The sequence below is a fragment of the Streptomyces sp. NPDC056061 genome (genome assembly GCF_042266885.1).
Lineage (GTDB): Bacteria > Actinomycetota > Actinomycetes > Streptomycetales > Streptomycetaceae > Streptomyces.
The window spans coordinates 1-13,517 of the sequence record NZ_JBHJWQ010000048.1 but is presented as its reverse complement, the minus strand read 5'-3'; the positions used below and the strand labels follow the sequence as shown (position 1 = coordinate 13,517).

At 70.1% G+C, this 13,517-nt stretch carries 17 protein-coding genes and 1 pseudogene; 4 read left to right on the top strand and 14 right to left on the bottom strand.

Features of this window, described 5'->3' with window-relative positions; translation table 11 throughout:
- Window positions 1-35: 35 nt before the first annotated feature.
- The 11 genes and pseudogenes from ACFC79_RS35820 to ACFC79_RS35770 form a co-directional block, all read right to left on the bottom strand.
- On the bottom strand, window positions 36-992 hold the full coding sequence (locus ACFC79_RS35820) for a DNA-3-methyladenine glycosylase family protein (protein WP_376249133.1): 957 nt from the start codon (window positions 990-992) through the stop codon (window positions 36-38).
- On the bottom strand, window positions 907-1,533 hold the full coding sequence (locus ACFC79_RS35815) for a DNA-3-methyladenine glycosylase I (protein WP_376249132.1): 627 nt from the start codon (window positions 1,531-1,533) through the stop codon (window positions 907-909). Before ACFC79_RS35815 ends, ACFC79_RS35820 begins: the two co-directional genes overlap by 86 nt.
- Window positions 1,534-1,537: 4 nt before the next feature.
- Window positions 1,538-2,209 carry an alpha-ketoglutarate-dependent dioxygenase AlkB gene (locus tag ACFC79_RS35810; protein ID WP_376249130.1) on the bottom strand — a complete coding sequence of 224 codons (672 nt, stop codon included), beginning with the start codon at window positions 2,207-2,209 and terminating at the stop codon, window positions 1,538-1,540.
- A complete protein-coding gene (locus ACFC79_RS35805; RefSeq protein WP_376249128.1) occupies window positions 2,206-2,730 on the bottom strand; it encodes a hypothetical protein in 525 nt (174 codons plus the stop codon). Before ACFC79_RS35805 ends, ACFC79_RS35810 begins: the two co-directional genes overlap by 4 nt.
- Window positions 2,718-3,008 carry an Ada metal-binding domain-containing protein gene (locus ACFC79_RS35800; RefSeq protein WP_376249126.1) on the bottom strand — a complete coding sequence of 97 codons (291 nt, stop codon included), beginning with the start codon at window positions 3,006-3,008 and terminating at the stop codon, window positions 2,718-2,720. The genes ACFC79_RS35805 and ACFC79_RS35800 overlap by 13 nt, the downstream gene beginning before the upstream one ends.
- A complete protein-coding gene (locus ACFC79_RS35795) occupies window positions 3,005-3,745 on the bottom strand; it encodes a 2OG-Fe(II) oxygenase (RefSeq protein WP_376249125.1) in 741 nt (246 codons plus the stop codon). The genes ACFC79_RS35800 and ACFC79_RS35795 overlap by 4 nt, the downstream gene beginning before the upstream one ends.
- Window positions 3,742-4,350, bottom strand: coding sequence for a methylated-DNA--[protein]-cysteine S-methyltransferase (locus ACFC79_RS35790; RefSeq protein ID WP_376249163.1), 609 nt, complete (start codon window positions 4,348-4,350; stop codon window positions 3,742-3,744). The genes ACFC79_RS35795 and ACFC79_RS35790 overlap by 4 nt, the downstream gene beginning before the upstream one ends.
- A 5-nt stretch (window positions 4,351-4,355) precedes the next feature.
- Entirely contained in the window at window positions 4,356-4,847 is a 492-nt protein-coding gene (locus ACFC79_RS35785) for an RNA polymerase sigma factor (RefSeq protein ID WP_376249123.1), read from the bottom strand.
- Between the two features lie 49 nt (window positions 4,848-4,896).
- Entirely contained in the window at window positions 4,897-5,409 is a 513-nt protein-coding gene (locus ACFC79_RS35780) for a methylated-DNA--[protein]-cysteine S-methyltransferase (protein ID WP_376249121.1), read from the bottom strand.
- Between the two features lie 471 nt (window positions 5,410-5,880).
- Window positions 5,881-6,426, bottom strand: a complete 546-nt coding sequence (locus ACFC79_RS35775; protein WP_376249119.1) for a fumarylacetoacetate hydrolase family protein — start codon at window positions 6,424-6,426, stop codon at window positions 5,881-5,883.
- A gap of 57 nt (window positions 6,427-6,483) precedes the next feature.
- A pseudogene (locus ACFC79_RS35770) lies at window positions 6,484-7,371 on the bottom strand (sensor histidine kinase); the annotation flags it as partial.
- Here ACFC79_RS35770 and ACFC79_RS35765 point away from each other — a divergent pair.
- Window positions 7,318-7,710: a Tn3 family transposase gene (locus tag ACFC79_RS35765; RefSeq protein ID WP_376249117.1), complete on the top strand. Its 393-nt coding sequence runs from the start codon at window positions 7,318-7,320 to the stop codon at window positions 7,708-7,710. The pseudogene ACFC79_RS35770 and the gene ACFC79_RS35765 overlap by 54 nt on opposite strands.
- Window positions 7,711-7,868: 158 nt before the next feature.
- Here the strand turns inward: ACFC79_RS35765 and ACFC79_RS35760 are convergent, their stop codons facing one another.
- On the bottom strand, window positions 7,869-8,306 hold the full coding sequence (locus ACFC79_RS35760; RefSeq protein WP_376249115.1) for a hypothetical protein: 438 nt from the start codon (window positions 8,304-8,306) through the stop codon (window positions 7,869-7,871).
- A gap of 151 nt (window positions 8,307-8,457) precedes the next feature.
- Here ACFC79_RS35760 and ACFC79_RS35755 point away from each other — a divergent pair, with 151 nt between their 5' ends.
- The 3 genes from ACFC79_RS35755 to ACFC79_RS35745 all read left to right on the top strand — a co-directional run bounded on the left by ACFC79_RS35755 (window position 8,458) and on the right by ACFC79_RS35745 (window position 11,051).
- Entirely contained in the window at window positions 8,458-9,717 is a 1,260-nt protein-coding gene (locus ACFC79_RS35755; RefSeq protein WP_376249113.1) for a sensor histidine kinase, read from the top strand.
- Window positions 9,702-10,349: a LuxR C-terminal-related transcriptional regulator gene (locus tag ACFC79_RS35750; protein ID WP_376249112.1), complete on the top strand. Its 648-nt coding sequence runs from the start codon at window positions 9,702-9,704 to the stop codon at window positions 10,347-10,349. Before ACFC79_RS35755 ends, ACFC79_RS35750 begins: the two co-directional genes overlap by 16 nt.
- Before the next feature lie 519 nt (window positions 10,350-10,868).
- On the top strand, window positions 10,869-11,051 hold the full coding sequence (locus tag ACFC79_RS35745; protein ID WP_376249110.1) for a hypothetical protein: 183 nt from the start codon (window positions 10,869-10,871) through the stop codon (window positions 11,049-11,051).
- 271 nt (window positions 11,052-11,322) lie between these two features.
- Here ACFC79_RS35745 and ACFC79_RS35740 read toward each other — a convergent pair whose 3' ends face one another.
- Both ACFC79_RS35740 and ACFC79_RS35735 read right to left on the bottom strand, forming a co-directional pair.
- On the bottom strand, window positions 11,323-12,351 hold the full coding sequence (locus tag ACFC79_RS35740; RefSeq protein ID WP_376249109.1) for a hydroxyacid dehydrogenase: 1,029 nt from the start codon (window positions 12,349-12,351) through the stop codon (window positions 11,323-11,325).
- Window positions 12,335-13,354 carry a dihydrodipicolinate synthase family protein gene (locus ACFC79_RS35735; RefSeq protein ID WP_376249161.1) on the bottom strand — a complete coding sequence of 340 codons (1,020 nt, stop codon included), beginning with the start codon at window positions 13,352-13,354 and terminating at the stop codon, window positions 12,335-12,337. The genes ACFC79_RS35740 and ACFC79_RS35735 overlap by 17 nt, the downstream gene beginning before the upstream one ends.
- Between the last annotated feature and the right edge of the window lie 163 nt (window positions 13,355-13,517).

Here is a 13,517-nt window from a genome sequence, read left to right as displayed (position 1 = left end):
CGGTTCGCGCGGAAGTGTGAGATCCGGATCTGGCTTCAGGCGCGCGTTCCTCCCCTCCCGGGCGCTGCGTAGGCGGCGTTTGCCCACAGGTGCATGAGCGCGTAGGAGCGCCATGGCTCCCACCTCTCAGCGGTGGTCCGGGCCTGGTCGGCGGTGACGGACCCGGGTGCCCTGCGGGCGACCGGGACGCCGGGGGCGAAGGTGTCGGGGTGTTGCAGTACACGCACTGTGAGGTAGTCCGCGGTCCAGGGACCGATGCCGGGGAGCTTGAGCAGGGCTCGGCGTGCCTCGTCGGCGGTGAGGTGCGCGAGGGTGAATCCGTCCGCCCACTTCTCGGCGACGGCCCGGAGGGTGCGGGTCCGTACACCGATGAGGCCGACGGCCGCCTGGAGTTCCGCGTCGGGGATCGCCGCGAGATCCTGTGGTGCGGGGAGAGTCTTCAGCCCGGCTGCCGGCGTTCCGTAGGCGGCGACGAGCCTGCCCATGAAGGTGCGGGCCGCGGCGAGCGAGACCTGCCGGCCGACGACCGTCGCGATGACCGCTTCGAACTCGTCGGGGCAGCCGATGAGCCGGATGCCGGGCCGGTGCTCGACCAGCGGGCGGATCAGCGGGTCGGTGGCGAGGGCGTCGGCGATCCGTGCGGTGTCGGAGTCGAGGTCCGGCCAGCGGCGGATCGGCACCGCCGGGCCGTCGGGGGCGGGGATCTCGTCGAGCAGGTCGACGGCGACCTGGTCCTTGGCGAAGGTCACCGTCACCCGCACAGGCGCTCCCGCGTGGTGCAGGAGCCGGGTGTAGGTGCGGCTCGGGATGTCTGCTTCTTCGGCTCCCGGAATCGCGTGGGCGGCCAGCATCCGCAGCGCGGTCTCGGAGTCGGTGGGGCCCTGGGGGGAAAGAGGCGGAGCAGGGTCACGATGTCCAGACTCCGGAGCTGCCGCGCCGGTGCGAGTCCAGAAGGTGGGTGTCGACGATGCCGATCGCCTCCATGAGCGCAAACATGGTGGTCGGGCCGACGAAGGCGAAGCCGCGCCGCCGCAGCTCCTTCGACAGCGCGATGGACTCGGCGGACTTCGTGGGGATCTCCGCGAAGGTCCGGGGGCGCGGAGTGGTCTCGGGCCGGAAGGACCACACCAAGTGGGCCAGGCCCATGTCCTCGCGCAGTCTGATGGTGGCGCGGGCGTTGGCGATGGTCGCCCGGATCTTCTGCCGGTTGCGCACGATGCCGGTGTCGGCCAGCAGCCGTTCGACGTCGGTCTCGGTGTACGCGGCGATCACGTCCGGATCGAAGCCGTTGAACGCCTCGCGGAACGCGGGTCGTTTGCGCAGGATCGTCGCCCAGGACAGGCCCGCCTGGAAGCCTTCGAGGCTGACGCGCTCGTAGACGCCGCGTTCGTCAGTGACCGGCATGCCCCATTCGCCGTCGTAGTAGTCACGCAGCAGGGGGTCGACGGCCGCCCATGCGGGACGGGCGTGTCCGTCCTCTCCGACGACGACGCCGGGACCGGCAGCAGTGGTGTTGCTTGCTTCCTGTGTCATGCGATCACCCGTCGAGCCCTGTCATGCGCATCGTGATGTTGATCCGGCCGCGGCTGATGCCGCACCCCTCGGGGGCGGTGTCCTGGTGCATCTTGGTGACACCGTGGTAGGCGAGGCGGGCGGGTCCGCCGAAGACGAAGAGGTCGCCGGAGGCCAGCAGCAGGTCCGTATAGGGTTTTTTGCGGCTTTCGGTGTTGCCGAAGCGGAACGTGCAGGTGTCGCCGACGGACAGCGACACGACCGGGGCACGGGATTCCTCGTCCTTGTCCTGGTGCAATCCCAGGCGGGCGTTCGCGTCGTAGAAGTTCACCAGCGCCGTGTCGGGCGTGTACGAGCCGATCGTGGCCGTGTCGTGCCCGGTGGCCTGAAGGGCGTGGCGTCCCAGGCGGATCATCCAGTCGGGGAACGGAAGGACGCGGGCGCCGTTCACGTCGGTGGCCGTTCTCGTGTACCGGTACGGCTGCCAGTGCCAGCCCAGGCACACGGTGCGCACCGACATCTCGTGTCCGCGGATCTTCGCGGCGCGGATGGGGACAGGTCCCTGTACCCACTCGCGGAACTGACCCACAATCCACTTCTGCTGTTCCTGAGTCAGCCAGTTCGGGACGTGGGTGGCGCCCGGGGTGATCTCCTGCGCGTCGCGCTCGGGGAGTTGTGGAGTGAACAGCGCTGTCATGGCCGGTCCTCCGTGCGGGTGGGGTACTGGAGGGTGTCGTCCTCGACGAGCCAGGTGGTGCCGTGTGCGGTCGCGCCGGCCAGGCCGTTCAGATTGATCAGGCCGACGAGCGCGAGCGTGCGCGGTTCGCCGATCGCGGCGGTCGTCAGGGTGCGCTCGGGGCGCCACGGGGTCGACCACAGCAGTCGCCGGGTCATCTGCGCCCAGCCGGTCGGCGGGCCGGTCATCACCCACAGGTCGGGGTTGGCGTCGGCGAACCGTGACGCGTGGCGCAGCCAGGAGGCTCCGGTCTCGGGCCAGGTGATCGTGGCGAGGGTTGTGCCTCCCGCGCGGTCCCAGGCCGATTCGATCAGGCGTGAGGTCTCCAGTGCATGCGGGGTGCGGCCGGAGCCGATCACGATGGTGTGGGCGCGGCGGTCGCGAGCCAGGTGGACGATGGCCGCGACCTCGGCGTCTGTGGCTGTCGGGACCGCGTCGTGGCTCGCCGGCCTCTTCAGCAGGGGGCTGGTCAGGGGGTCCATGGTCGGCCGTTCTCTCGGGCGGTCTTCCACTGCTGGTAGCGGTCTTTGCAGCAGATGCCGCAGGGCCGGAACCCGGCGGCGAGGGCCGTGGCCTCGTCGGCGAAGAAGACCCGGTGCCTCACGTAGCCGCCGCGGGCGATGGCGCGCAGTGCGGCGGGGCAGTCGAGCCGTCCGTAGATCTTCGAGCCCTGGTGGCCGCCCCACTTTCCCTTGGCCGGCGACCGGCAGGGCCGGCCGTCGGCCCCCAGGAGGGTGTAGGTGTCCATCGTGTCGTTCATGCGGCGTCGTGGAAGACGAGGGCAAGGGTGTGACGTTCGCCGGACCGGATGGCGGACACGCCGTGACGGACCGGCGCGGCGGACCATCCGCGGGCGGAGCGGACGGGCCGGTCGCGGGTGGTGAACAGGTATCCGTGTCCGTGCGGCAGCAGCGTGGCCGTGCCCCGGGACTGGGCGCGTGGGCGCTGTTCCAGGAGCAGGAACTCGCCGCCCGTGTGATCCACACCGGGCTCGTTGAGGTTGATCACGACTTGCAGCGGGAACACGAGGTCGCCGTACAGGTCGCGGTGCAGGGCGTTCCAGTCCTTCTCTGCGTAGCGGAGCAGGATCGCCGTGGACTTCGTCTGGCCGGCGTCGTGGCACATCTGGAGCCACTCGTCGAGCGAGTCCGGCCATGGCGCGGGCCTGCGGAGTTTGGTCCACCAGTCGCGGGCGATGGGCAGCAGCCGCGGGTACAGCGCCTGCTTGAGCCGTTCGACCGGTTCGGGATAAGGCGTGTTGAAGTACCGGTACTGGCCCTCGCCGAAGCGGTGGCGGCCCATGTCGACGGTGCTGCGGAACAGGCCGTCCCGCTCGTACAGCTCCCTGGTCTCCGCGGTCTCCTCGGCGGTGAGCAGCTGCGGCAGCAGCGCGCCGCCGTACTCGTTGACCTCCGCGGTGATTGCCTCCCAGTCGCCGGACTCGACGCGATGGTGCCACCGGTCCGTCTTCTGCCCGGTCGCCTTCGTGGTGCTCATGCCGCGGCCTCCAGGTCCAGCAGCGTGGTCTTGGCCTCAAGCCCGCCGATGTAGCCGCCGAGGGTGCCGTCGGTGCGCAGCACGCGGTGGCACGGGACGACGATCGGCAGCGGGTTGGTCGCGCAGGCGGTGCCCACCGCCCGGACGGCCTTGGGGTTGCCGACGAGCTCGGCCATGTCGCGGTAGCTGCGGGTCTGGCCGTAGCCGATCTCGGGCAGGTGCGTCTGCACCAGGCGCCGGAACCCGTGTGACAGGGAAAGGTCCAGCGGCACGTCGAAGACCCGGCGGCGCCGGGCGAAGTACTCGTCGATCTCGCGGGTTGCCTCCTCCAGCCGCTGGGGGGCGCGCAGGATCCGCGGGCTGAGCTTGTGGCCGAGGGTTTCCAGGACCCGGTCGTGGTCCTCGCCGTCGTACGCCACGCGGACCAGCCCCTTCGGGGTGGCGGCGAGCAGCAGCTTGCCGACGGGCGAGTCGATGGTCGTGTAAGCGACATCGATCAGGTCGGCTTGCTCCGCGGCCTGCTCCAGACGGCGGTGGAGGCGACTGAGAGTGCCGGCGTCCACGGGGGCCGACAGCAGGTCGGCCATGTCGTCATCGTTGCGCATGTCGCTCACGACGATGCTCCTTTCGTGATCGCGCCCGGATAGTGTTTCCTGAGATTCTTCAGCCCGTCCGCGGCGGCTCTTCGGGCCGCCTCGACGGTGCCGCCGAGGATCTCCGCGATCTCGGCGTACGTCAGCCCCGCCACGTACCGGTAGGCGACAGCCTGGCGCTGCTTGCTGGGCAGTTCCTTCACCACGGACCACAGACCGGCGGCCTCGACGTCCGGAACGCCCTGCCCTGCCGGCGTTTCCGGTACCTCGTCGACCGGCAGGGGATTCCTCTTCGCGGCACGCAGCACGTCGATCGCCTTGCGGTGCGCGATCGTCACCAGCCACGCCTCCACGTTCGCCGTCTCCGGCAGATCGGGATAGGCGCGCATGGCGGCCAGGAAGGTCTCCGACCACGCGTCGTCCGCATCATGAGGGCCGAGTACGACCCGGCAGACGCGCAGCACGGTCGCACCGTGCTGCGCCACCACACTCTCGAACGGTTGTTTCATGTCCATCCCATTGAAGACGTACGTGCGGCGGCAAGCGTGAGATTCCCGGTCAGAACAACCGTCCGGCGTCGCCTGCGGGCGGCTCCTCAAGCTCCAGCAACGCCTGCTTGCGCTTCAGCCCGCCGGCGTACCCGGTCAGGGCCCCGGTGGAGCCGACGACGCGGTGGCACGGGACGAAGATGCACAGCGGGTTCGCGCCCACGGCCTGTCCGACCTTCTGCGCGAGACCGCGGTCTCCGACCTGCTCGGCGATACGGCCATAGGTGGTCGTGTCCCCGCACTGGATGCTCTTCACGATGTCCCAGACGGCATGCTGGAACGAGTCGCCCTCGGCCGCGAGCGGAAGATCGAACTGTCGGCGCCGCCCTGCCAGGTAATCGCACAGCTGGCGGACCGCTTCGTTCAGCAGCGAGTCCGGCGAGTCGCTGATCTCGGGTCCGAACGCCTCCTGCGAAGGCCGGCGGACATGGTGCCTGAAGTACAGGCCGGTGATCGTCTCGTCCTTGGCGACGATCGTGATCGGCCCGAGGTACGTCTCGATCGCGACGTGTCGGGTGCTCATCTGCGTCTCCCTTCTCCTGCCTGGTAGACGGACGCCGCCCGCAGAACGTGAGATCCCATGTGGAGCCGTCGCCGGTCACCCTGCCAGGACACGTGACGAAGGCCCGGGGACGCGGGGCTACAGGCCCGGGGGTGGACAGCCGAGCCTGCGGATACCGACAGCAGGCCAGGCCGGTGCCGTGGGGCAGCGGCCTGTGGCATGGACGGCCGGTACGGGCAGTGAGCGGCCGGTGCCGGGGCTGCTGCCAGGGCGCTTTCCCGGTTACCAAGGCCGTGGAGCCGCTATGTGAGTCCTGGCGTCAGGCGCACGATGACCAGCCGTGCGCGGCGGACCGGCTGTCAGTTCGGCGAGGGGCTCAGCAGGTTCCAGGGCGACGGTGAAGCCGAGGGCTGGGGCGGGCGCTGGCTACCGAGGTTGCCGCCGGGGTGCTGATTGATCCAGGACGGGCCGCCTCAGCGCAATACCGGTGATTCAGGTGACGCTTCCGAAACCGCGAGCACGGTCGCACGGAAGTTCGAATCTGTCATCGCCTGTGCTTTCGCACGTACTTCCGTCAGGACAGCGGTGCCGCCACGAGGCAGTCGATGTCATCCAGACCCTTGACGGCGACGTGGAGGTTCCGGCCGGGGCAAGGGGGTGGGAGAGGGTGCCGCCCGGTGTGCCGGTGGTGATCAGGTCTCCCGGTTCGAGGGGCGTCAGGTCGCCGGCGTGCGCGACGGGGGTGGCGACGTCGAAGTGGAGGTCCGAGGTGTTGGCCCTCTGGACCGGGCGGCCGTCGAGCGCGGCCGTCAGGGGTCGGTCCCCGTCCCCCGATGGGAACGTGGTCGGGGGTGACCAGATCCGGTCCGAGGAGGAGCACGGAGCACGGCCCGGCCGGTCCCGCCGGGCCGTCGAGGGTGTACAGGTGGTTGACGACGACGTACCCGGCGACGTGGCGGAGGGGAGGGGGAACCGTTCGCCCGTGTGGGCCGTGGCGCGCAGGGCCCAGTCGGTGCCCGACGCGATCAGGGCGCCCACGTCCGGGTGAGGCAGGGGGTGAAGTGCTTCTTGTCGATGCGGGCTGCGGTGGTGCGGTCAGGGGTGATGCGGATCGTGGTGAGTCTCATCGGCGTCGTCCTTCGGCGCGGTCGTCGGATCGGGCAGGAGCAGGCGGAAGGCGCAGCCCTCACCGGGGCGGTTGTCCAGTTCGAGGCGTCCGGCGTGCGCAGCGGCGATGGCGGAGGCGATGGCGAGTCCGAGGCCGGAGCCCGGCTCGCGGTCGGCCCCGAATCCCGGTGCGGACGACCGGTCGTGAGGGGTCGCCCGGTAGAAGCGGTCGAAGACGCGGTGGGCCTCGTCGGGCTTTATGCCGGGGCCGTCGTCGGCGACCTCGACCACGCAGACGGGGGTGCCGGCCGGCAGCGGCCGGCCGCTGCCCGGGCTCGCGCCGGCGGAGGTGCGAGTGAGGCCGACTCTGACGTGGACGGCGGTCCCGGGAGGCGTGTGGGTGGCGGCGTTGGACAGGAGGTTGCCCAGGACTTGGGCGAGCTGGTGGGGATCGCCGGGCGTCTCGACGATGTCGAGCTCCCCGCCGGCCCCGGCGCCCGGGAGCTCTCCCGTCCGGGCGGGGCCGGGAATCCGGGGAGGGGCCGAGAGCGGTTCCAGGGTGATGGCGTGGTGGGGGTGGCGTACGGCGGCGCCGGCGATGGCGTCGGCCGCCAGGGAGAGCAGGTCGATTGGCTCCCGGTGTGCCACGGGTGCCTCGCCGAGCTTGGCGAGGAGGAACAGGTCGTCGACCAGGCGGCTCATGCGGCCGGCGTTGTGGGCGATCAGGGCGTGTGCCTCGTGGCGCCGTACGGCGGCCATGCCGGGCTCGTCGAGGAGGAGCTCGGCGAAGCCCTGGATGGCGGTGAGCGGCGTGCGCAGCTCGTGTCCGGCGTCGGCCATGAAGTGGCGCAGCCGCGCCTCGGAGGTCTCCGTGCGGGCGCCCTGCGCCGCCGGCTCCACTACGCCCGCGAAGGCAAGGTCACCCGACGTCGGCCCGAGCAGCAAAACGAACAGGCGTGGTGCCTGACTGTCGTGACGAACGCAGTGGTCTGCTGGCACACGGAGTACATGGGCCTGGCCGTCGGTGAACTGCGTACCGCCGGGCGCGGGGTGGACGCCGAGGTGTTGGCGCACATCTCCCCGGCGCGCAGTTCGGTGGTCAACTACTACGGCTCGATCACCGTCGACTACGAACGCGAACTTGCCCAGCTCGACGACCGGGGACACCGGCCGCTGCGGACCGCTGGCATGGACGAGCCCGGAGCCGGGCTGTAGCAGCCGGACACGGGCCTGTTGTCCACTGCGCGCCCCGGACGCATCAGACGATGCCGACGACAGGGAGTGGACCAGCGCGGCGGCCGGCGTTGCCCGCCTGGTTCACTGTCGCCTCCCTTGCCGTTGGTGCAGTCAGGAAGCACGCAGGAGCTGAGGGGTCAGCGTGACTTGAGGAAGGCGGCGCGCAGTGCGGAGCCCCGGATGATGAACGCGACTCGGATGATGGGCAGCATGCACACGGCCTGCGTCACGGCGTACCACGGCGGGCAGATACCCGGGATCAGGTCGACGCCGATGATCGCGATCGGCATGATGACGGCGAGGGCGCTCACGCGCTCGAAGGCCCGTCGAGATCCCCGGGAAGCGGAGACGGCCATCCGGTGGATGAGCACGGCGACTGCAGGCAGCAGGGCTGCCCGGACCCACATGAACGTGTTCACCGTATGACCGCTGGTCGACACTGCGATGACCGCCAAGAGGGCGACGGCGCCGAGTGCGCCGTAGACCTTGACGGTGTTCTTCACCATGTCGAAGGCTTCTTGGGCGCGGGTGCTGTTGAGGAGTGCCGCCTCAGTCGTGTGCTTGTTGGTTTCCATGCTCACCGACGCTAAAAAGCGCCAGGCCGACGCGGTATCCGTCCAGACCCACGGGTGGGTGGGGATAGCCCCACTCCCCGGCTGACCAGGACGGTAGCGGGCTCCGCGCGGTGCACAGTGGGAGCACCGAACGGAAAGCGAGGGAAGAATCATGAGACAGCTGGGTTCGTGGCCGGCGCGCGTCGGCGTGGGGTTCGTACGGGCGTGCCTCGTGGCGGTCATCAGCATGCTGGTCCCGGCCGTGTGGGCCGGCGCCGTGGCGCTGGGGATCTGGTGGGGAGCGGCAAACCCGTGGTCGTGGGTTGCGCCGCTCGTGCTGGTGTGCGGGGGCACGCTCGCCCTGTCCCGCTCGGTCTGCCGGATGGTCCGCTTCCTCGTCGCGAGGTGGACGGCCACCGTCATCCCCGCCGGATACCGGCAGGCCGGGCCGGTGACGCGGATGTCCACCGGGTACTGGTGGAATGGCTTCGGCTACGAGCGCACCCGCCGCGATGCCCTCTTGGATCAGAAGTGGCGGGTCCGGTGGAGCGATCCCGCCAACTGGCGTGATCTGCGGTTCACGGCGATCGCGCCGCTCACCGTAGGCGTGGTCGCGTCCCTCCCGCCGGCCGGGGTGGCCGTGGCGGTCCTCGGACTCGGCCGGCTGGGGCCCGCCGCGCGCGTCTTCGGGGGGCTCGGCCTGGTCGTGGCCGTCGCCAGCGCCCCGTATGCCTGGCGGTGTCTCAAGCCAGTGGCCGTCCGCTTCCTGCGCCCGTCACCCGCGATGGCGCTGGCGGACCGGGTGGACGAGCTGACTGCCCAGCGCGCGGATGCGACGGTTGCCCAGGCCGCCGAGATCCGCCGGATCGAGCGGGACCTGCACGACGGGGCGCAGGCCCGCCTGGTCGGGCTCGGGCTTTCTTTGGCGACTGCGGAGAAGCTGATGGAAACCGACCCTGACCAGGCCAGGACGCTGATGCGGGAAGCGCGGGCCGGTGCCACCGCGTCACTGACCGAGCTCCGCGAACTGGTCCAGGGAATCAACCCGCCCGTGCTGAACGACCGCGGGCTCATCGATGCCGTTCGTGCTCTTGCCCTGGACAGCCCGCTCGAAGCGGCTGTCAGCGCAGACCTTCCACTCAGCCTGGACCCGTCGATCGAGTCCGCCCTGTACTTCGCCATCGCCGAACTGCTGACCAACTCGGTCAAGCACGCCCGTGCGACCCAGGCCCGGATCTCCATCACCCAGGACGACACCGGCGTCGTCATCGATGTCGAGGACAACGGCCGCGGCGGAGCCGGCCTGCGAGCCGACGGCGGACTCGCGGGGCTGCGCCGCCGCCTCGCGGTCTTCGATGGCACCCTGGGGATCACCAGCCCGGAAGGCGGACCGACCCGAGTGAGGATGATGGTGCCGTGCGAATCGTTGTAGCCGAAGACCTCTACCTCCTGCGTGACGGGATGGTTCGCCTCATCGAGGCATATGGACACCAGGTGGTGGCGACTGCAGCCACCGGACCCGAGACGCTGCACGCGCTGTTGACGTGGCGGCCGGATGTTGCCGTCGTCGACGTCCGCATGCCACCGACCCAGTCGGACGAGGGCCTGCGGGCGGCCCTTGCCGCCCGCAGCGAACTGCCCGGACTGCCGGTCCTCATCCTTTCCCAGTACGTCGAGCAGCTGTACGCCCGCGAACTCCTGGCCGACGGCGCCGGTGGTATCGGCTACTTCCTCAAAGAGAGCGTCTTCGACGCCGATCAGTTCATCGACGCCCTGGAACGCGTCGCCGCCGGCGGGACCGCCATGGACCCGGCCGTCATCGCCAAACTACTGTCCAGCGGATCCTCGTATCGACGGCTCGAACAGCTCACCGAACGCGAACACTCCGTGCTCGGCCTCATGGCCGAAGGACTGTCCAACCAGGCCATCGGCCAACGGCTCTTCCTCAGCGAAAGCGCCATCAGCAAGTACACCACCTCCCTGTTCGGCAAACTCGGCATCACCGATGACGACAACAACAACCGCCGCGTCCTCGCCGTTCTCACCTACCTGAACAACTCCTGACGCGCCTCGGCCCCACCGCAAGTCGGTGCTTGATAGGTGGTCCCGTTTCAACACCGGGCGCCAGCAACATCGCCGCGGGTCGATTTGTTTCACAGAACGTTTTCTTCCTCTCGACCAGTGAAACGCACTTCTGAAGCGATCCGAGCGTGATCACCGACCCGTACCGGCTCGTTGAGTCGCACACCTGCCCGACGTCCACCTGCCGGGCCCCGGCGGGCTCGCCCTGCCGGGGCAGAAACTCGCGGCGACTGCCGTGCCGATGGAGGTCCGGCTTGGGTACGCCCGCGCCTCCAGCCGGACGCAGGAGATCCAGTCCCGGGTCGACGCCCTCGAATCCTCCGGCGTACACCGGCTTTCCCAGGAACAGATCAGCACCCGGGTCCGCGAACGCCCCGAAACGAAGGCGGCCCTGGCGGCGGCCCGCGAGTACCGCACGTCCGTGACAAGACCCTCGAAGGCCAGGAGACCGCCCGTACGAAGGGCAAGGCTATCGGCGGGGTCAAGGTCTCCGACGAGGACATGCTCGCCACCGCCCTGCGTCTGCGCGACGACAAACGCCTCTTGCTGCGCGAGATCGCCTCCCGCCTCGTCATCCGCACCGGCAAGAAGCGCGGCCAGCACCCAGCCCCGGCCACCGTCATGCGCATGCTGCGCGAACACGACGAGCAGACAGCCACAGGCACTCTGAAGCCCACGGCCTGATCTGGGGGTCAGGCCGGGACTGTCCAGGGGCAGGACTGTTCACGATGTGATCCGCTCCGATTCACCTTCTTCCTTCTTCCGGCGGGTGGATGGGATACGAGGTCGACTGCCGGGCGCTGGGCACGCCGTCGGGTCTCGTCGCGTTTGGAACCGAGAAGGGTGAGGGTGAGGTCGATGCCTTCGATTTCGCCGATCCGGCCCTCGGCTTCGGCTTGTGCCCGGCGGTGCAGCAGGTCGGCCTCTGGGGCCCGGTGTGGTTGCGATCGAGTGATCAAAAAACGCGGGCCAGTGCGTCCGGCCCCACGAAGTGCAATGGTGGATCGCCGCGCAGGAACCGCAGCACCTCCTCCACGGCACTTGCGCCGAGCCGCTGACGACACTCGGCGGTGCCCGCCGCCTGATGAGGGGTCAGCAGAACGTTCGGCAGTTTCCGGAACAGGTGGCGGACCGGCAGTGGTTCGGTGTCGAAGACATCGATCGCCGCGTCCAGTCGGCCCGACGACAGCTCGGCGAGGAGGGCATCCTCGTCGACGAGCCAGGAACGGGCGGTGTTGACCAGACCGGCGCCGTCGGGCATCAGCGCCAGTTCGCGCGCACCCAGCATGCGCCGGGTCTCGGCGGTGGCAGGGGCATGCACGGCGACGATCCGGCTGCCACGGAGCAGTTCGTCCAGCGGCACCACCCGTACCGCGAGCCGTTGTGCGTCCTCGGCCGTCAGATACGGGTCGGTGACCGCGACCTGTGCCCCCAGTGCCCTCGCCAGCTCGATGTACGCACGACCGGTGCGGGACGCTCCGATGACGCCGATCGCACAGCCCTGGATCTCGTGCCGCGGCGGGGCCTGGCCGGCCTCGTCCCAGTCGGCTCCGCCGCGCAGCGCGTGGTCGAAGCGGTGGATGCGGTGCAGCAGGGCGAGGGTGAACGCCAGGGCCACCTCGGCGACCGGGCGTGCCATCGCGTCACCGGCCTGGGTGACGAGGATCCCACGCCGGAAGACTTCCTCGGTGACGTACGGGGCGACCGCCGATCCGGTGTGGGCGACGATCGCCAGTCGGTCGGCGACATCGAGGAGTTCCTCGCTGAGGCGGGGTGTTCCCCAGGCGGTGATCAGGGCACGGGCACCGGGCAGCGCCGCACCGAGTGCGTCCCGGTCGGTGTGCTCGTCGAGGACGACCGGCTGCGCCGCGGCGCAGAGGCTCTGCCACACCGCGGGGGTGAAGAACTGCTCACGAAGGTGCGGGGGTACGGCGACGACGACCCGCGGCAGGCGGGCCGCCCCCGGGTCAGGAGAGCCAGTCATCGAGGTGCTCCGCTACGAAGTCGTCGTCGGTGAGCCAGGGGTAGGCCGTGGCGACCCGGGTGATCTCTTCGGCCTGGCCCGGAGACAAGACTTCCTTCGGATCGAGACACCAGATGCCCTCCAACAGACCCTGGCGGCGCAGCACTTCATGGACACCCGCGATACAGCCGCGGAATCCGCCGCGCACGTCGAACACAGCGCTGTTGGCGTCGGTGAGCTCCGGACGGCGGGCGAGGCAACCGACCACGGCGTCGTGGTCACCGGCGCGTGCCCGCCGGACCTGATCGAGGAGGGTGACGGCGGAACCGGTCCAAACGGCCCATTGGCCGAGCAGCCCGCCGGCGAACCACCGCCGAGTGCCCTTGGTTTCGTAGGGGGTGAGCAGGTCGCCGATGATGTCGTCGTCGTTGCCGGTGTACAGGGCGACCTCGTCGGAGCGATCGGCGGCCGCCACGGCCCGTACGACATCGGCCGTGCGGTAGCGGTCGAAGGGCGCGATCTTGATGGCCGCGGTGTTCGGCAGGTCTGCGAATGAGCTCCAGAACGACGGCGAGAGGTAGCGTCCGCCGACTGCCTCCTGGGGGTAGAAGCCGATCACCGGCAGCACCTCGCCGACGGCGCGGGCCCGGTCCAGCAGGCCCTTCTCGTCGGCGCCGGGCACGGCGGGGCTCAACAGCACGGCGTCGTAGCCGAGGGAGGCTGCGAGCTCGGCTTCGGAGACGGCCTGCGCGGTGTGGCCGCAGGCCCCGGCGACGGTGACGACGGGGCGGCCGGCCTCGTTCCGCACGGTCTCGGCGGCGAGTTCGAGGACCGGTGCCAGCAGGCCGATGCCCGGCTCGCGGATCTCGAACTGGGTGGTGTGGACGGCGACGGCGAGGCCGCCCGCGCCGGAGGCCAGGTAGTAACGGGTAAGTGCGCGTTGCCGACGTTCGTCGAGCTTGCGGTCGGCGCCGAGGGCGAGTGGATGAGCGGGGATGACGGCTCCCCCGGCGAGCACGTCCATCGGAGTGCGTGCCGGGGCCGCCGCGGAGGGTACGGGTTTGGGAGTGGCTGCGGGCGTACGGGACACGGGGATCAGAACCTTCCGTCGCGGACCTGGAATTTGGTGGGCTTGCCGGACAGTGGCAGCCCGCGGCGCAGCCAGTCGGCTTGCCATTGGACGAGGG